15 protein-coding genes are annotated in these 15,629 nt (G+C 70.7%); 4 read left to right on the plus strand and 11 right to left on the minus strand.

The features are described 5' to 3' along the window. Position 1 precedes the first annotated feature (1 nt). On the minus strand, positions 2 to 1,117 hold the full coding sequence (locus tag NR112_RS16110; protein WP_256795327.1) for a winged helix DNA-binding domain-containing protein: 1,116 nt from the start codon (positions 1,115 to 1,117) through the stop codon (positions 2 to 4). Beyond that, the gene (gene dnaE / locus NR112_RS16115) at positions 1,117 to 4,710 is read right to left on the minus strand and encodes a DNA polymerase III subunit alpha (RefSeq protein ID WP_256795328.1); all 3,594 of its coding nucleotides are present in this window, start codon (positions 4,708 to 4,710) and stop codon (positions 1,117 to 1,119) included. The genes NR112_RS16110 and dnaE overlap by 1 nt, the downstream gene beginning before the upstream one ends. Before the next feature lie 139 nt (positions 4,711 to 4,849). Here dnaE and NR112_RS16120 point away from each other — a divergent pair, with 139 nt between their 5' ends. The 3 genes from NR112_RS16120 to NR112_RS16130 all read left to right on the plus strand — a co-directional run bounded on the left by NR112_RS16120 (position 4,850) and on the right by NR112_RS16130 (position 7,082). Next, positions 4,850 to 5,413: an RNA polymerase sigma factor gene (locus NR112_RS16120; RefSeq protein WP_256795329.1), complete on the plus strand. Its 564-nt coding sequence runs from the start codon at positions 4,850 to 4,852 to the stop codon at positions 5,411 to 5,413. Beyond that, positions 5,406 to 6,236 (plus strand): hypothetical protein, encoded by an 831-nt coding sequence (locus NR112_RS16125; protein WP_256795330.1) that lies wholly within the window; start codon positions 5,406 to 5,408, stop codon positions 6,234 to 6,236. Before NR112_RS16120 ends, NR112_RS16125 begins: the two co-directional genes overlap by 8 nt. Before the next feature lie 78 nt (positions 6,237 to 6,314). Next, positions 6,315 to 7,082: a hypothetical protein gene (locus NR112_RS16130; protein ID WP_256795331.1), complete on the plus strand. Its 768-nt coding sequence runs from the start codon at positions 6,315 to 6,317 to the stop codon at positions 7,080 to 7,082. Between the two features lie 3 nt (positions 7,083 to 7,085). Here the strand turns inward: NR112_RS16130 and NR112_RS16135 are convergent, their stop codons facing one another. From NR112_RS16135 to NR112_RS23000, 3 genes are all read right to left on the minus strand, one after another. Next, positions 7,086 to 8,018, minus strand: coding sequence for an RluA family pseudouridine synthase (locus tag NR112_RS16135; RefSeq protein WP_256795332.1), 933 nt, complete (start codon positions 8,016 to 8,018; stop codon positions 7,086 to 7,088). Next, positions 8,011 to 8,745: a signal peptidase II gene (gene lspA, locus NR112_RS16140; RefSeq protein WP_256795333.1), complete on the minus strand. Its 735-nt coding sequence runs from the start codon at positions 8,743 to 8,745 to the stop codon at positions 8,011 to 8,013. The genes NR112_RS16135 and lspA overlap by 8 nt, the downstream gene beginning before the upstream one ends. A 71-nt stretch (positions 8,746 to 8,816) precedes the next feature. Further along, positions 8,817 to 9,299, minus strand: a complete 483-nt coding sequence (locus tag NR112_RS23000; protein WP_256795334.1) for a TraR/DksA C4-type zinc finger protein — start codon at positions 9,297 to 9,299, stop codon at positions 8,817 to 8,819. Between NR112_RS23000 and NR112_RS23005 the strand changes: the two genes are divergently transcribed. After that, complete coding sequence (locus NR112_RS23005; protein ID WP_256795335.1) at positions 9,292 to 10,005, plus strand: hypothetical protein; 714 nt, start codon at positions 9,292 to 9,294, stop codon at positions 10,003 to 10,005. The two genes, NR112_RS23000 and NR112_RS23005, sit on opposite strands and share 8 nt — an antisense overlap. A gap of 130 nt (positions 10,006 to 10,135) precedes the next feature. Here NR112_RS23005 and NR112_RS22675 read toward each other — a convergent pair whose 3' ends face one another. From NR112_RS22675 to ftsZ, 6 genes are all read right to left on the minus strand, one after another. Continuing rightward, a complete protein-coding gene (locus NR112_RS22675; protein WP_306217319.1) occupies positions 10,136 to 11,359 on the minus strand; it encodes a DivIVA domain-containing protein in 1,224 nt (407 codons plus the stop codon). 133 nt (positions 11,360 to 11,492) lie between these two features. Then, positions 11,493 to 11,777 (minus strand): YggT family protein, encoded by a 285-nt coding sequence (locus NR112_RS16160; RefSeq protein WP_020144665.1) that lies wholly within the window; start codon positions 11,775 to 11,777, stop codon positions 11,493 to 11,495. Positions 11,778 to 11,877: 100 nt separating this feature from the next. Beyond that, complete coding sequence (locus tag NR112_RS16165; RefSeq protein WP_256795336.1) at positions 11,878 to 12,360, minus strand: cell division protein SepF; 483 nt, start codon at positions 12,358 to 12,360, stop codon at positions 11,878 to 11,880. A 40-nt stretch (positions 12,361 to 12,400) separates the two neighbouring features. Further along, on the minus strand, positions 12,401 to 13,141 hold the full coding sequence (locus NR112_RS16170; protein ID WP_256795337.1) for a YggS family pyridoxal phosphate-dependent enzyme: 741 nt from the start codon (positions 13,139 to 13,141) through the stop codon (positions 12,401 to 12,403). Continuing rightward, entirely contained in the window at positions 13,138 to 13,884 is a 747-nt protein-coding gene (pgeF, locus tag NR112_RS16175) for a peptidoglycan editing factor PgeF (protein ID WP_256795338.1), read from the minus strand. Before pgeF ends, NR112_RS16170 begins: the two co-directional genes overlap by 4 nt. A 137-nt stretch (positions 13,885 to 14,021) precedes the next feature. Then, positions 14,022 to 15,284 carry a cell division protein FtsZ gene (gene ftsZ / locus NR112_RS16180; protein ID WP_256795339.1) on the minus strand — a complete coding sequence of 421 codons (1,263 nt, stop codon included), beginning with the start codon at positions 15,282 to 15,284 and terminating at the stop codon, positions 14,022 to 14,024. Between the last annotated feature and the right edge of the window lie 345 nt (positions 15,285 to 15,629).

The following is a 15,629-nucleotide window of genomic DNA, read 5'->3' on the forward strand; positions in this document are numbered from 1 at the left end:
CTCAGGCTGTCCCGCCTGCCGGCGCGACGCGTACGACCTCGGCCTCGGTGCCGAGGAAGGTGCCGTAGGCAGCGGCTGCGGCCTCGACCTCGCGCCACCGGCGCGCGGACAGGTCGGCGAACGGCGAGACCTCGACGAGCACGTGCTCGCTCCTCTGGACGCGCCGCCAGGTGCCCGAGACCTCGCCGTCGACGACGAGCGTCGGCTTGAAGACCATGTTGCGGCCGGGCACGACCCTGACGAAGTGCTCGGGGGGCAGAGTCACCTCGCGGGACTTGTAGCCGAGGAGGAACTCGTCCCACTGCGGCAGCAGGTGCACGGCGCCGGGACCGTCGGGCACCGGGCGCGCATCGACGTGGGTGAGCCACGTCTGCCCGTCGAGCTCGGCGCGTACGATCCGGTCGCCGACGAGCGCGAGCGCCTCGCGCGTGAGTCCGAGCGGCTTGAGGAGCCAGCCTGCGAGGTCCTTCTCGGTCACGGGCCCGTGGCTGCGGACGTAGCGCTCGGCCACGGTCGCGAGGCCTTCCTCGCGGGACGGCTTGCGGGAGTGGGGAACCCACGAGTCGATGAGGACGAAGCTCGGCTGCTTGCCGATGACCGGCCCCTGGCAGACGAGGCCGCTCATGCAGTGGTGCCCGATGAGGTGGTAGTTGCGCTGGTCGGTGGGGTCGATGCCGTGCTCGACGAGGAGGGCGGCGACGTCGGGACGGCTCATCGGCTCGCGGAGGTGCTGCTCGAAGAGTCGTCCGGACAGCTCGACATCGGCCTCGGTGATGCCGAGCTGGGCGAACCGCGTGGCCAGCGTCGTGCTGCGGGGCGCCGCGAGCAGCTCGCACATCCACCGGGCGTCCTCGGCCGGGACCCAGTGGATGGTGCCGCGCATCGGCCACGTGCGCACCACCTCACGGTCGATGACAGCCTGCTCGACCTGCTCGAGCGTCAGTCCCGAGCGCACCCCGAGGGACCACACACCGCTGCCGTAGTCCTGGGCCTGGAGGGCGCCGAGCTCCCGGGCGACGGCGAGCGCCGACACCGCACCGTCGCTCCCGAGCGCGGGCGTCAGGCCGAGCGCGACCATCCGCGTCCGGCGCATCCGCCGGCGGTCCGCCTCGCGCATCAGCTGAGGCAGGCCGGACCGAGCAGGGCCTTGAGGTCGCCGAAGAGCGCGGAGGTGGCGTTGACCCGGAGCGAGTCGTCGAGGGACATGAGCACCGAACGCCCGGGCTGGGTCAGCTTGACCTGGACCTCGGTCGCGCCGGGGTGCTCCCCCAGGACGCGCTTGAGGCTCTCGGCCACGGCCGGGGTGGCCCGGCCGAGTGGCAGGGTCAGGACGACCGGACCGCGCGGGCCCTCCTTGATGTCGGGGATCGTCAGCTCCTGGGCGAAGATCGAGATCGAGTCGTCGCGCGCACTGATGCGGCCCTTGACCGCGCAGACGGTGTCCTGGGCGAGCATCGTCGAGTACGTCATGTAGGCCGACGGGAAGAAGAGGCACTCGATGGCGCCGTCGAGGTCCTCGACGGTCGCGATCGCCCAGAGGTCGCCCTTCTTCGTGCGCTTGAGCTGGAGGCTCGTGATGAGGCCTGCGACGGTGACGGGCGTGCCGTCGGCCTTGGGGTCGTCGCCCATGAGCGAGGCGATCGAGGTGTCGGCATGGGTGGCGAGGATGTGCTCGATGCCGAACAGCGGGTGGTCGCTGACGTAGAGCCCGAGCATCTCTCGCTCGAACGACAGCAGGCTGGCCTTGTCCCACTCGAGGGTCGGCACGGGAGGCAGGCCGTCGAACGCACCCGGTCCGTCGGAGGCGCCGGCGTCGTCGTCGTCGCCGAAGCTGCCGAAGAGGCTGTCCTGGCCGATCGCCTCCTGCTTCTTGACCTCGACGAGGGCGTCGATGTAGCGCTCGTGGACCTCGACCATGCCGCGCCGGCTCTCGCCGAGCGAGTCGAACGCGCCGCCCTTGATGAGGGACTCGATGGTGCGCTTGTTGCAGACGACAGCCGGCACCTTCGAGAGGAAGTCCTTGAACGAGGCGAAGGACCCCTTCTCCTCACGGGCCTTGATGATCGCCTGGACGACCGGCAGGCCGACGTTGCGGATGGCGGCGAGACCGAAGCGGATGTCGGTGCCGACGGCCGCGAAGTTGGCGATGGACTCGTTGACGTCGGGTGGCAGCACCTTGATGCCCATGTGCCGGCACTCGTTGAGGTAGAGCGCCGACTTGTCCTTGTCGTCGCGCACGCTCGTCAGCAGCGCCGCCATGTACTCGGCGGGGTAGTTGGCCTTGAGGTAGCCCGTCCAGTACGACACGAGGCCGTAGGCCGCCGTGTGCGCCTTGTTGAACGCGTAGTCCGAGAAGGGGACGAGGACGCCCCACAGGGCCGCGATCGACGCCTCGTTGAAGCCCTGGGACTTCATCCCCTCGGAGAAGGGGACGTACTCGGCGTCGAGGACCTCCTTCTTCTTCTTGCCCATGGCGCGGCGGAGCAGGTCGGCGTTGCCGAGCGTGTAGCCGGCGAGCTTCTGGGCGATCTCCATGACCTGCTCCTGGTAGATGACCAGGCCGTAGGTCATCCCGAGGATCGGGTCGAGCGCGTCGATCATCTCCTGCTGGAGCTTGCCCTTGAGCTGGGGGTCGAGCGGGACGACCTCCTGCTTGCCGTTCTTGCGCAGCGCGAAGTTCGTGTGGGCGTTGACGCCCATCGGGCCCGGTCGGTAGAGCGCGAGGGCCGCCGAGATGTCCTCGAAGTTGTCGGGCTGCATGAGGCGCAGGAGCGAGCGCATGCCGCCGCCGTCGAGCTGGAAGACCCCGAGGGTGTCGCCCCGACCGAGGAGGTCGTAGGTGGCACGGTCGTCGAGGGTCTTGGACAGCTCGTCGAGGTCGATGTCCTCGTCGCGGTTGAGCTTGATGTTCTCGATGGCGTCGTCGAGGATCGTCAGGTTGCGCAGGCCGAGGAAGTCCATCTTGACCAGGCCCAGCGACTCGCAGCTGGGGTAGTCGAACTGCGTGATGATCTGGCCGTCCTGCAGGCGGCGCATGATCGGGATGACGTCGACGAGCGGCTCGCTCGACATGATGACGCCGGCCGCGTGCACACCCCACTGGCGCTTCAGGCCCTCGAGGCCGAGCGCCGTCGCCACGACCTCCTGCGCCTGCGGGTCCTCGTCGTGGACGACGCGGAAGTCGCCCGCCTCGTTGTAGCGCTTGGAGTCGGGCTTGAAGACGTCGGCGAGGGGCATGCCCTTGCCCATGACGTCCGGCGGCATCGCCTTGGTGAGCTTCTCGCCCATCGCGAAGGGGTGGCCCAGGACGCGGCTCGCGTCCTTCAGGGCCTGCTTGGCCTTGATCGTGCCGTAGGTGACGATCTGCGCGACGCGCTCCTCGCCGTACTTCTCGGTGACGTAGCGGATGACCTCACCGCGCCGGCGCTCGTCGAAGTCGACGTCGAAGTCGGGCATCGACATGCGCTCGGGGTTGAGGAACCGCTCGAAGATGAGGCCGTGCGGGATCGGGTCGAGGTCGGTGATGCCCATGGCGTAGGCACACATCGAGCCGGCACCCGAGCCTCGGCCGGGACCGACGCGGATGCCGTTGCGCTTGGCCCAGTTGATGAAGTCGGCGACGACGAGGAAGTAGCCCGGGTAGCCCTTGGAGACGATGACGTCCTCCTCGAAGGCCGCCTGCTTGCGGGCGTAGTCGGGCACCCCCTCGGGGAAGCGGCGCGCGAGGCCGGTCTCGACCTCCTTGATGAACCACGACGTCTCGTCCTCGCCCTCCGGCACCGGGAAGCGCGGCATGAAGCGCCCCTCCCCCTCGGTGAAGGAGACCTCGCAACGCTCGGCGATGAGCAGCGTGTTGTCGCACGCCTCGGGCAGCTCGCGCCACAGGTGGCGCATCTCCTGGGCGGACTTGAGGTAGAAGTCCTCTGCGTCGAACTTGAACCGGTTGGGGTCCATCAAGGTCGAGCCCGACTGGACGCAGAGCAGGGCGGCGTGGGCCTTGGCGTCCTCGGCGCGGGTGTAGTGCAGGTCGTTGGTGGCCACGAGCGGCAGCTTGAGGTCGCGCGCCAGCCGGATGAGGTCCTTCTGCGTGCGGCGCTCGATGTCGAGGCCGTGGTCCATCAGCTCGACGTAGACGTTCTCGTTGCCGAAGATGTCACGCAGCTCGCCGGCGACCTCGCGGGCCTCGTCGTACATCCCGAAGCGCAGCTTGGTCTGGATCTCGCTCGACGGGCAGCCCGTCGTGACGATGAGGCCTTTGCCGTAGGTCGAGAGGAGGTCGCGGTCGATGCGCGGCCACTTCGTGTACACCTGGTCGAGGCTCGCGACGGAGCTCATCCGGAAGAGGTTGTGCATGCCCTGGTTGTTCTGGGCGAGCATCGTCATGTGGGTGTAGGCGCCGCTTCCCGAGACGTCGTCACGGCCGCCGTCGCCCCAGCTGACCTTGGTGCGGTCGGCGCGGTGCGTGCCGGGCGTGATGTAGGCCTCGACGCCGATGATCGGCTTGACGCCGGTGCCCTGGGCCTTCTTCCAGAACTCGTAGGCACCGAAGACGTAGCCGTGGTCGGTCGTCGCGAGGGCCGGCATGCCCATCCGCGCCGCCTCGCTGAAGAGGTCGCCGATACGCGCCGCCCCGTCGAGCATGGAGTACTCCGTGTGCACGTGGAGGTGCACGAAGTTCGGGTCGTTGCGCGGGGCGGCTTCGGTCGACATCGTGGACGAGTCTAAGCCTCCGCGAGGACACTCCTCGGCGTGTCGGTTGGGGTGTCGCGCGGTCGGCGCGAACCGATCCGGCACGAGCGGTGTTGAAGGGACGTCGGGGCGGCACCATGGGGCCGAGGCACGGTCGTCAGTGGGGACGGAGGCAGCGATCGACACGTCCGAGGAGGCAGCGGCACTGGCTCGCGTACGCGCCGGGGACGCATCGGCGTACGCGGTGCTCGTCACGCTGCATGCCCCGATCGCCAAACGGCTCGCGGTGCTCTCCGGCGCCGGGAGCGAGGCCGACGACGTCGTCCAGGAGGCGTTCGTGAAGGCATACCAGGCCCTGCCGCGGTTCCACGAGGGCGCGGGTTTCCGTCCGTGGCTGCTGCGGATCGTCGTCAACGAGACGCGCAACCTCCATCGCGGCCGGTCACGGCGCACCCTGCGCGAGCTCCGGGTGGCCGCGGAGCGGACCGCGACGGACCCCGTCCCGGACCCGGCCGACGCCGCGGTCTCGCGCGACCGGCGGGCCGGGCTCGTCGAGGCGGTGGAGGCCCTGCCCGACGACCTGCGCGACGTCGTGACGTGCCGCTACCTGCTCGAGCTGTCGGAGGCCGAGACCGCCGGGACGCTCGGCATCCCGCCGGGCACGGTCAAGTCCCGGCTCCACCGCGCCCTGGGCGCACTCCGGGAGGTGATGGCCGATGCCTGACCACGTCGACCTCGAGGCCGAGCTCGTCGCCCTCGGCCGCACGCTCGTCACCGAGCCGCCCCGGGCCGACCTCGCGACGCTCGTGCTCGCCCGCGTGGCCGCCGTGCAACCACCCGAGCCGCCCTCCGTGCGGCCGCTCCATGTCGTGGCGACGGTCCCCGGCACCGCACGCCGCGCCCGGGTCGTGAGGCGCCGGCTCGGCGCGGCGGCGGCCGCCGTCGTCGTGCTCGTGCTCGCTCTCGTCCCGCCGGTCCGTGCCGCGGTCCTCGAGCTGCTCCGCATCGGCGGCGTCGTCGTGCGGGAGGTCCCCACACCGCCGGCGACTCCCACGACGACATCGCCGACGTCCCCCGCGGCGGGCAGCAGCGCCGGGGAGGGCACGGGTGGGGCTCCGGCGACGTCCGTGACGCTGAGGCAGGCCGAGCAGGTCATCGGCGCGCACATCGGGGCTCCCACGGCGCTCGGCCCACCGACGTCCGTCACCGTCACGCACGACGGTCACGTCGCCGAGCTGGTCTGGGGGTCGGGCGCCGGCACGACCCGTCTCGACGTCTTCGTCGGCTCGTTGTCGTGGGGCTACCTCAAGACGGTGTGGGAGGCGGTCACGCCGACCCGGGTGGCCGACCACGAGGCGGTGTGGCTCGGGTCGCCGCACCGCGTCGAATGGGTGGACCGGACCGGGGACACGCACTCCGAGCCGCCGCGCCTCGCCGGGCCGACTCTCGTCTGGGTCGTGCCGTCCTCGGCGGGTGAGGTGACCTACCGTCTCGAGGGTGCGACCAGCCTCGAGGAGGCGCTCCGCGTGGCCCGGTCGTCGGGCTGAGCGCGAACCTCCGCGCCCGCAGCGGTGTTGAGGTGGTGTCGGCCCCGCGCGCGGGCCCCATCGACCCAGGAGAGCACCATGCGCAGACTCGCCCTTCTCGTCGCCACCGTCACGGCGATCCTGCTCGTCGCGGCCGCGCTGCCTGCCTCGGCCGGCGGCCCGACCTCCGTGCTCGCCGTCGACTACGACGGCTCACGGGCCGCGGGCGCGCTCACCGGGAGCCAGGCCTACGCGAACCTCGAGAAGGCCCTCGACGCGTACACCACCCCCACCGGTGACGTGATGCCTGCGGCGTCGTTCATGGACTCGCGGCTCCGGCTGACGTGGCTGATCCACGACGTCACGCCGTGGCGCGTCGACGCCGTCATCGTCGACGGCGACGACGTCTGGGTCGAGACGTCGATGAACCTCGCCGACGGCAAGGACCTCTTCCAGGCGCCCGCCGTGCTGCACCGGCCCAAGGACACCGCCCTGCTCCTCGCGACGCTGACCTCCCTCGGCGTCTACGGCAACAGCAGGCCCGCCTCGACCTCGGCGTCCTCGACTCCCGTCCCGCCGCCGGCGGCGGATGCCGCGGGCGCGGTACCCGTGACGCGCAGCACGGCCGCGGTCACGTCCCGCGGCGCGGTGCCGTGGTGGGCGACGACCGTCGCTGCCGTGCTCGCGCTCGGGCTCGGGGTCGCCCTCGGTCGGCGGTCACGGGCACGGCCTGGCGCCGAGGGCACCACGGACACGCGCCCGCCCGAACCGGAGCTCACCGCACCGGTCGGGTTCAGCACGGACGCCGCCCCACCACCCGGCCTACGGCGCGGACGGCGACCACCTTCACCCTCACGTCGAAGGTGAGGGTCACAAGGTCGCGATGATGTCGAGGGCGCGCTGGAGGTCCTCCGGGTAGGCGCTCTCGAAGTGGACGTACTCCCCCGTGCCGGGGTGCTCGAAGCCGAGACCGACGGCATGCAGCCACTGGCGATCGAGCTTGAGGCGGGCTGCGAGCGTGGGGTCGGCGCCGTAGGTCGGGTCACCGCAGCAGGGGTGGTGCAGTGCCGCGAAGTGAACTCGGATCTGGTGGGTGCGGCCCGTCTCGAGGTGGATGTCGAGCAGGCTCGCGTAACGGAACGCCTCGATGACCTCGTAGTGCGTCACCGACGGCTTGCCGCTCTTCATCACCGCGAACTTGTAGTCGTGACCGGGGTGGCGGCCGATCGGCGCGTCGACGGTGCCGACGACCGGGTCCGGCAGGCCCTGGACGAGCGCGTGGTACGTCTTGTCGACCGTCCGGCTGCGGAAGGCCTGCTTGAGCCGGGAGTAGGCGTACTCGCTCTTGGCGACGACCATGAGCCCGGACGTGCCGACGTCGAGTCGGCTGACGACGCCCTGGCGCTCCGGGGCACCCGAGGTCGAGATCCGGTAGCCCGCGGCGGCGAGCCCCGACACGACGTCCGGCCCGCTCCAGCCGACGCTGGGGTGCGCGGCCACCCCCACCGGCTTGTCGACGACGACGATGTCGTCGTCGTCATGGACGATCGACATCCCCGGGACTGGCTGGGCGATGACCTGCAGGCTCGGGCTGTCCTCGGCGCGCGGCAACGAGACCTCGAGCATCGAGCCGGCCGAGAGCCGCTCGGACTTCGCGACCGCCTTGCCGTCGATGACGACGTGGCCGTCGGCGGCGAGGTCGGCGGCCTTGGTGCGCGAGAGCCCGAACAGGCGGGCCACGCCGGCGTCGACGCGTTCGCCCTCGAGGCCATCAGGCACGAGCACGGTGCGCACGTCAGGCATGGTCGCCCCCCTGACGCCGCGCGTCGTGCGTCCCGGGAGCATCTGACGTCCCGTCGGTCTGCTGCGTCATGGGGGTCTCGCCGTTCGTGGTGGTCTCGTCGATGGTCTCGTGGATGGTCTCGTCGGTGCTCTCGCCGGTGGGCGGCGCGGTCTGGGCGGTGGCGGGGTCGGTCGCGGCGCGGGGGGCGGTCGCGGCCCGGCCGTGGTCGCGCCGGCCGTCGACGCCGATCCCGAGCAGGGCGAGGATCACGACGAGGCATGCTGCGGAGACGATCCAGATGTCTGCGACGTTGCCGATGAACCAGCGGTTGTAGTCGATGAAGTCCACGACGTGCCCCTGGCCGCCGCCCGGTGGGCGGACGAACCGGTCGGTGAGGTTGCCGATCGCGGCTCCGAGCAGCAGACCGAGCGCGATGGCCCAGGCTCGCGACCCGAGCTGGCGGGCGACGACGATGATCGCGACGAGCACCGCGAGGGCGATGCCGGTCATCACCCACGTGTTGCCCGCGCCGAGCGACAGGGCAGCGCCGGGGTTGCCGATCAGCTTGAGCCGGATGAAGTCCCCGACGAACGGGCGTGACTCGCCGTCGCCGAGCACGTCGAGGGCGACCACCTTCGTCACCTGGTCGCTGGCGAAGGCGAGAACGGCGACGACGCCGAGGACGATGAAGAGTCGCCTGCGCCGGTCTGGCGTCGGGCGGCTCTCGTCGGCGGGCGTCGTGCTCACGGTCTCGGTGGAGGTAGTGGTGGACACGCCGTCGACCCCCGCGCGGGGGGTCGACGTGGCGTGCGTGGGCGTCAGTGGCGGTCTTGCTTCTCCTGGCATGTCATGCACAGGGTCGCACGAGGACGGGCCTGAAGTCGAAGCTTGCCGATCGGGTTGCCGCAGTTCTCGCAGATGCCGTAGGTGCCGGCCTCGAGCTGCTCGAGCGCGTGCTCGGCCTGGCGCAGGCTCGCACGAGCGTTGGCAGCGACGGAGATCTCGTGCTCGCGCTCGGCCGTCTTGGCGCCGGCGTCCGCCTGGTCGTCGCCCGAGCCGTCACCCGAGGCGCGCAGCAGGTCGTCGAGCTCGTCCTCCGCGAGCTTGAGCTCGACGCGGTGCTGCTCGATCTCCTCGAGCAGGACCTCCCGCACCTCGCTGATCTCGTCCTCGCTCCACGGGCTCTCGTCGTCCTTGACCCGGAGCTGCTCGGCGATCTTGCGGGCGCTGGTGCGGTTCGTCGTGGTGCCCGCGGCCTTCTTCGTGGTCGCGCGGGGTCCTGCCGTGGAGCTCGTGGTCACTGATGCCTTCTTGGTTCGTGTCGCCGGGGCCTTGGCAGCGGACTTCGCGCTCGCGGCTCCTGCTCGGGTGGACGTCGTGGCGGGCGGCTTCGTCGCCGCCGTGGACCGGCTGCTGCTTCCAGCCGCCGGAGCGGACTTCTTGACCGGCGCAGCCTTGGTCGTCTTCTTCGCCGGCGCGGCTTTCGCCGTCGTCTTCTTCGCCGGCGCGGCTTTCGCCGTCATCTTCTTCGCCGGTGCGGCCGTGGTCGCGGACCTCGCCGTCGTCTTCTTCGCCGTCGTCGCCTTGGTCGTCGCCTTGGTCGTCGCCTTGGTCGTCGCCTTGGTCGTCGCCTTCGTCGTCGCCTTCGTCGCCGTCTTCTTCACCGGCGCGGCCTTCGTCGCCGTCTTCTTCACCGCGGCGGCCCTGGTCGCCGTCTTCGGTGCCGGAGCGGCTTTCGTCGCGGCCTTCTTCGCTGATGGAGCCGTGGTCGCGGTCCTCGTCCCAGCCTTCTTCACGGGCGAAGCCGTGGCCGATGAGGCCGTCGTCGCAGTCCTGCTCGCGGTCGCGGGCTTCGTCGCAGTCTTCGCCGCAGGCGCCGCCTTCCCGGCTGCGCCCGTCGTCCTGCTCGCGGTGGCCCGCTGGGCCCCGGTCGTCGCCGCTGCCGTCTTCTTCGCCGCCATCAGACCCTCCGTCGCTCAAGCCGTCGACGCTGACAAGTGGGGCTGACAATAAGCCCCGCACGGGTCGTTCACAAACGCGAAACGCTCATGCAGGCGAACTGTTCGTCCTTCGGATACACCTCAGGCCGCCCGGGACGATGCCCGGACGGCCTGCGTGCGTCTGTTCGAGGTGGGACTCAGCCCTGGTTGCCGTCCCCGGCTCCGGCGTGGGCGGGCTCCTGGACGCTCGAGTCGAGGTCGTGCAGCTGACCCTCGATGTAGGACTTGAGGTTGCTCCGGTAGTTCTTCTCGAAGCCACGCAGCTCGGCGATCTTCCGGTCGAGCAGCCCCTTCTGCTTGTCGAGCTCCTCGAGCAGGGCGGCCTTCTTCTGCTGCGCCTCGGCGACCATGCCGGTGGCCCGCTCGCGAGCCTCGGTGAGCATCTCGTCGCGCTTGGACGTCGCCTCGGCGATCATCTGGTCGCGCTGCGATGTGGCCTCGGCGATCATCTGCTCACGCTGGGCCGCGGCCGCGGCCGCGATCTGCTCAGCCTGCTGAGTGGCCTCGTCGTGACGGCTCTGACCGGTGTTGATGAGGTCGTCGTGGCGAGCCTGTGCGGCGGCGAGCAGCTCGCGGTGGCGGTTCTCGGCCTCGGAGATGAGCTCGTCGCGACGGGTCTCACCGGCGGCCACGTGCTCGTCGTGCAGGCGCTGGGCGAGGGCGATGACTCCCGCGGCGTCCACGGTGCCCGTCGGGGCGGCTGCGGCCGGAGCGGCAGCCGCAGCGGCGGCGGCCGGAGCCGGCGCCTTGGCGGCCTCCTCGCGCAGTCGGGCAGCGGTGGCTGCAGCAGCCTCGGCGTCGGCCTGGGCCTTGGCGGCCCGCTCCTCGGCGGCGCGGGCGTTCTCCTGCGCCTTGGTGAGCTTGCCCTCGGCATCGGCGACCTGGGAGTTGAGGCCGTTGAGCTTGGCCTGGGCGTCGTCGAGCGCCTGCGAGTCGACGGCGGACTTGGCGGCCGCCTCGGCACGCTCGGCCTCGGCCTTGGCGCGCTCGATGCGCTCCTTGGCAACACGCTCGGCGTTCTCGGCGTCGGCCTTGGCCTTGGCCGCGCGATCCGTGGCGGCCTTGAAGGCACGCTCAGCGTCCTGGATCTTCGCGGTGAGGCCGCCGAGCTTGGCGTCGTCACCGGGACGGCCCACGGCCGGCATGGCTGCCGTCGCACCGTCGGCACGGACGGCCGACTGGTTCTTGCTCGCGCGGCAGTCGTTGAGCTGCTTCAGGTAGTCGTCACGCTGCTCGATGAGCGAACGCATCTCCGCCACGATCTCGTCCAGGAAGTCGTCAACGTCCCGCTCCTCGTAGCCACGACGGAACTGCGTGGTCTGGAAGTGCTTGTTGAGCACCTGTTCAGGCGTAAGCGCCATGTGTCACCTCGATACAGACGTAATGGTTCGGGTCAACGGTATCTAACGTTCCGGTCACGAACCAAAGCCATGCTCACCGATCGGCGTGTGGACACCCGCCGCCCATGGTGCGGGAGGGGTGACCGCCGGTCGGTCAGAAGAAGCTCGGCACGTTGAGAGCGAGAGAGGTCAGCAACATCAGGACAAGGAAGCTGAGGTCGAGTCGGACGCCACCGAGGCTCGGTGACGGGATGACCTTGCGCAGGGCGCGCAGGGGCGGGTCGGTCACGGTGTAGACGGCCTCGGCGAGGACCAGGACGACCCCGGTGGGTCGCCAGGACCGGGCCAGCACCTGCACCCAGTCGATGACGAAGCGGCCGATGAGGGCGATGAAGAAGGTGAAGACCACCACCCCGTAGATCGTCCAGAACGCGTCCATGTCGGTCAGTGTCCCTGATGTCGGGGCAAGAGTGTGAACCGGGGCCCAGGTCGATGGTTCCGTGACCCCGGTTCGCGCTCACGGCGGTGGACGGGTGAGCTCAGCTCTGGTTGAAGAAGCCGCGCGTCGAGACGGCCGGCGTCTCCGGCTCGTCGGCGGAGATCTCGACGTGGGCGGGCGAGAGGAGGAACACCTTGGAGGTGACTCGCTCGATCGTGCCGTGCAGGCCGAAGACGAGCCCGGCCGCGAAGTCGACGAGACGCTTGGCGTCTGCGTCGTCCATGTCGCTGAGGTTCATGATGACCGGCACCTGGTCGCGGAACCACTCACCGATGTTCTTGGCCTCGTTGTAGGTGCGAGGGTGGATCGTCGTGATGCGGTTGAGTGAACCGACCTCGACATCGCGCACGACGGCGGCGACGGGCCGCTTCGTGGGCAGCTGCGTCACGGCAGCGGTGTGCTCGGTCTCGTCGTCGTAGCGGTCGGACTCGTCGTAGGCGTCGTAGTCGTCGTAACGATCGTGACGCTGGTCCTCCTCGCTCAGTCCGAGGTACACCATCGTCTTGCGCAGTGCCCCTGCCATGGCCAACTCCCAAAACGTCGGATTGTGATCGTTGACGACGTTACAGAAGTGACGGGCGTGAACCGAGGATTGCGGTGCCGACACGCAGGAGTGTCGCTCCGTGCCTCAGTCCGGCTTCGAGGTCGCCGCTCATGCCGGCCGAGATCCGGTCGGCACCGGGGTGCCGGCCACGGATGCCGTCCGCCACCTCCTGCAGCCGTGCGAACGCCGCGTCGGGGCCCGCACCGAGCGGCGCGACGGCCATGACGCCACGCAGGTGCAGGATCTGTTGTGCCGCAACGGCATCCGCGAGGGCGTCGACGTCGCCGGGAAGGACGCCGCCACGCGACGTGTCGCCGTCGAGGCTCACCTGGAGCAGCACCTCGAGGGTCCGGTCCGCGGCGTGGGCCCCCTTGGCGAGGGCCGCGACGAGCTTCGTGCGGTCGACGGACTGGACGACGTCGGCGTAGCCGGCGACGTGCGCCGCCTTGTTGCTCTGGAGCCGGCCGATGAAGTGGAGGGTCGGCGGCTGGGCGCCCGCCTCCGAGAGCGCGTGCCGGACCTCGCGGAACTTCTCGGCGGCCTCCTGGTCGCGGTTCTCGCCGAAGTGCCTGACGCCGAGCTCGTGGAGGAGCAGGACGTCGGAGGTCGGGAAGTACTTCGTGACGACGACGAGGGTGACGTCGTCGGGGTCGCGACCGGCATCCGCGCAGCCACGCTCGATGCGCTCGCGCACCGCAGCGAGGCCGTCGCGCAGCTCGTCGCGTCGCGCCTCGTCACCGGCCGACGGAGCGCCGGTCATGCGTCCACCGGCCGCAGCGCGACCAGGCCGGCGAACCGACCGGTGCGGCCGTCGCGACGGTAGGAGTAGAGGTCGCCGCTCTCGCGGGTGCAGCCCGGGACCCACTGCACGGCCACGTCAGCCGCAGCGAGCTGTTCGACGACGCCGGCGGCCACGTCGATGGCCGGCGTGCCGGTCCAGGACCGTGCGGCGGAGGCCGCGGAGGTCTCGGCGGCGGTGCGAGCCATCTCCGCCGGGACCTCGTAGCACCGTCCGCAGACGGACGGTCCCACGGTCGCCGAGACGGACGTCGCGCCGAGGTCGCGCATCGCGGTGACGGCCCGGCCGACGATGCCCGCGAGCATGCCGGGCCGGCCGGCGTGCACCGCCCCGACGACCCCGGCGCGAGCGTCGTGCAGCAGCACCGGGACACAGTCGGCGACCAGCACACCGAGCGCGAGATCGGTGGCGCGCGTGACGATTCCGTCGACCGCTGGTGGCTCCCCGACCCACGGCCCGTCGACCTGCACGACGTCGGCCCCGTGGACCTGGTTCATGAGGACGAGGCGATCGCGTGGGACGTCGATCTCGTGTGCGACGGCCGTGCGGTTGCCTTCGACGTCGGCAGGGTCGTCGCCGACGTGGCCGCCGAGGTTGAGACCGGCATACGGCCCGCTCCCCCTGCCGGCCGACCGACCCGTGAAGGCGAGGTCGACGGAGCAGGCGTCGCCGTCGCTCGCGGTGGTGGTGCGCCAGTAGAACACGACGACAAACCTATCCCGCAGTCCGGCGCGACCCGCGGCGACCGCACCGCGGCGGTCGCCGGGACGCCGACGGGCGGGAGACGCTGCATGCGTCTCCCGCCCGTCCGGGCCGATCTCGGCCTCAGCCGGCCGCGGTCCTACTTGAGGAAGTCGGGCACGTCGAGGTCGTCGCCCTCGTCGAACGTGACCTGGCGCGGAGGCTGCTGCACCGGCTGGGCCGCCGGGGCGGGAGCGTGGTGCTGGGGCTGCTGCGCCGGGACTGCGGGCTGCTGGTGGTGCACCGGGGCCTGCTGTGCCTGCTGGGGCGCCGCCTGCTGCGGAGCCGCCTGGGGAACGCCGTTGGAGTGCTGCGGCGCCGACTGCGGAGCCGGCGTGGCCGGACGCTGCTGGGCCGGCTGCGAGCGACCCATGACCTGCCCGAGGGCGCGGTCGTCGTGGCGCTGGCTGGGGCCCCCGCTGTCGAAGCCCGCGGCGATGACCGTGACCCGGACCTCGTCGCCCAGGGCGTCGTCGATGACGGCACCGAAGATGATGTTGGCCTCCGGGTGGGCGGCTTCCTGGACCAGGCGAGCGGCCTCGTTGATCTCGAAGAGACCGAGGTCGGACCCACCCTGGACGGAGAGGAGGACGCCGTGCGCACCGTCGATGGACGCCTCGAGCAGCGGGCTGCTGATCGCGAGCTCGGCCGCCTGGACGGCACGGTCCTCGCCGCGTGCGGACCCGATGCCCATCAGGGCCGAGCCCGCCCCCTGCATGACCGACTTGACGTCGGCGAAGTCGAGGTTGATGAGCCCGGGAGTCGTGATGAGGTCGGTGATGCCCTGGACACCGGAGAGCAGGACCTGGTCGGCCGAACGGAAGGCGTCCATCATCGACACGTTGCGGTCGCTGATCGACAGCAGCCGGTCGTTGGGGATGACGATCAGGGTGTCGACCTCCTCGCGGAGGCTGCCGATGCCGGACTCGGCCTGGTTGGCGCGACGACGGCCCTCGAAGGTGAACGGGCGCGTGACGACACCGATCGTCAGGGCACCGAGCTCACGCGCGATGCGAGCCACGACGGGCGCGCCGCCGGTGCCCGTGCCGCCGCCCTCACCGGCGGTGACGAAGACCATGTCGGCCCCCTTGAGGACCTCCTCGATCTCCTCGGCATGGTCCTCGGCGGCCTTCTTGCCGACCTCGGGGTCGGCGCCGGCGCCGAGGCCGCGCGTCAGCTCGCGGCCGACGTCGAGCTTGACGTCGGCGTCGCTCATGAGCAGCGCCTGCGCATCGGTGTTGATGGCGATGAACTCGACACCCTTGAGGCCGACCTCGATCATGCGATTGATGGCATTGACGCCGCCGCCGCCGATGCCGACGACCTTGATGACGGCCAAGTAGTTCTGCGGTGCTGCTGCCACGGGAGTGGGCCTTCCTGACTGGTGGTGCCGGTACTGCGGGTGGTCTGGGGGACGGGCGGTGCGTGGTGTGGGTGGAGCGGCTCGTTCCGAGCCTGTAGCCCTCAAACCTTAAACGTAGACATAAAGGTTACAGTTTGGTCACGAACCAGTGCCCTGACGGTATGACGAGGCACAAGGTCGATCAACCCACGTCGCGGCGTGTCGTCACGGGGATTGCCCCAATTCCGATGGCCGCGCCCCAAGGGCCACACCAGCACCACCGGCCACTCCGGTCCTGACCGCCGAGGATCACCCTCCCACGGCCGGTCTGCGACCCGTGACCGGGCCCCGTCCCGGAGAGTCGCC

This window comes from Terrabacter sp. Ter38, assembly GCF_024519435.1.
Taxonomy (GTDB): domain Bacteria; phylum Actinomycetota; class Actinomycetes; order Actinomycetales; family Dermatophilaceae; genus Terrabacter.

Excerpts from the sequence above, each read along its gene's own strand:
- NR112_RS16135 (WP_256795332.1), bottom strand. The coding sequence starts at position 8,018 with ATGCCTGACGTGCGCACCGTGCTCGTGCCTGATGGCCTCGAGGGCGAA.
- NR112_RS16170 (WP_256795337.1), bottom strand. The coding sequence starts at position 13,141 with ATGACCGGCGCTCCGTCGGCCGGTGACGAGGCGCGACGCGACGAGCTG.
- NR112_RS16110 (WP_256795327.1), bottom strand. The coding sequence starts at position 1,117 with ATGCGCGAGGCGGACCGCCGGCGGATGCGCCGGACGCGGATGGTCGCG.
- NR112_RS16130 (WP_256795331.1), top strand. The coding sequence starts at position 6,315 with ATGCGCAGACTCGCCCTTCTCGTCGCCACCGTCACGGCGATCCTGCTC.
- NR112_RS16125 (WP_256795330.1), top strand. The coding sequence starts at position 5,406 with ATGCCTGACCACGTCGACCTCGAGGCCGAGCTCGTCGCCCTCGGCCGC.
- NR112_RS16160 (WP_020144665.1), bottom strand. The coding sequence starts at position 11,777 with ATGGACGCGTTCTGGACGATCTACGGGGTGGTGGTCTTCACCTTCTTC.
- dnaE (WP_256795328.1), bottom strand. The coding sequence starts at position 4,710 with ATGTCGACCGAAGCCGCCCCGCGCAACGACCCGAACTTCGTGCACCTC.
- NR112_RS16165 (WP_256795336.1), bottom strand. The coding sequence starts at position 12,360 with ATGGCAGGGGCACTGCGCAAGACGATGGTGTACCTCGGACTGAGCGAG.
- NR112_RS22675 (WP_306217319.1), bottom strand. The coding sequence starts at position 11,359 with ATGGCGCTTACGCCTGAACAGGTGCTCAACAAGCACTTCCAGACCACG.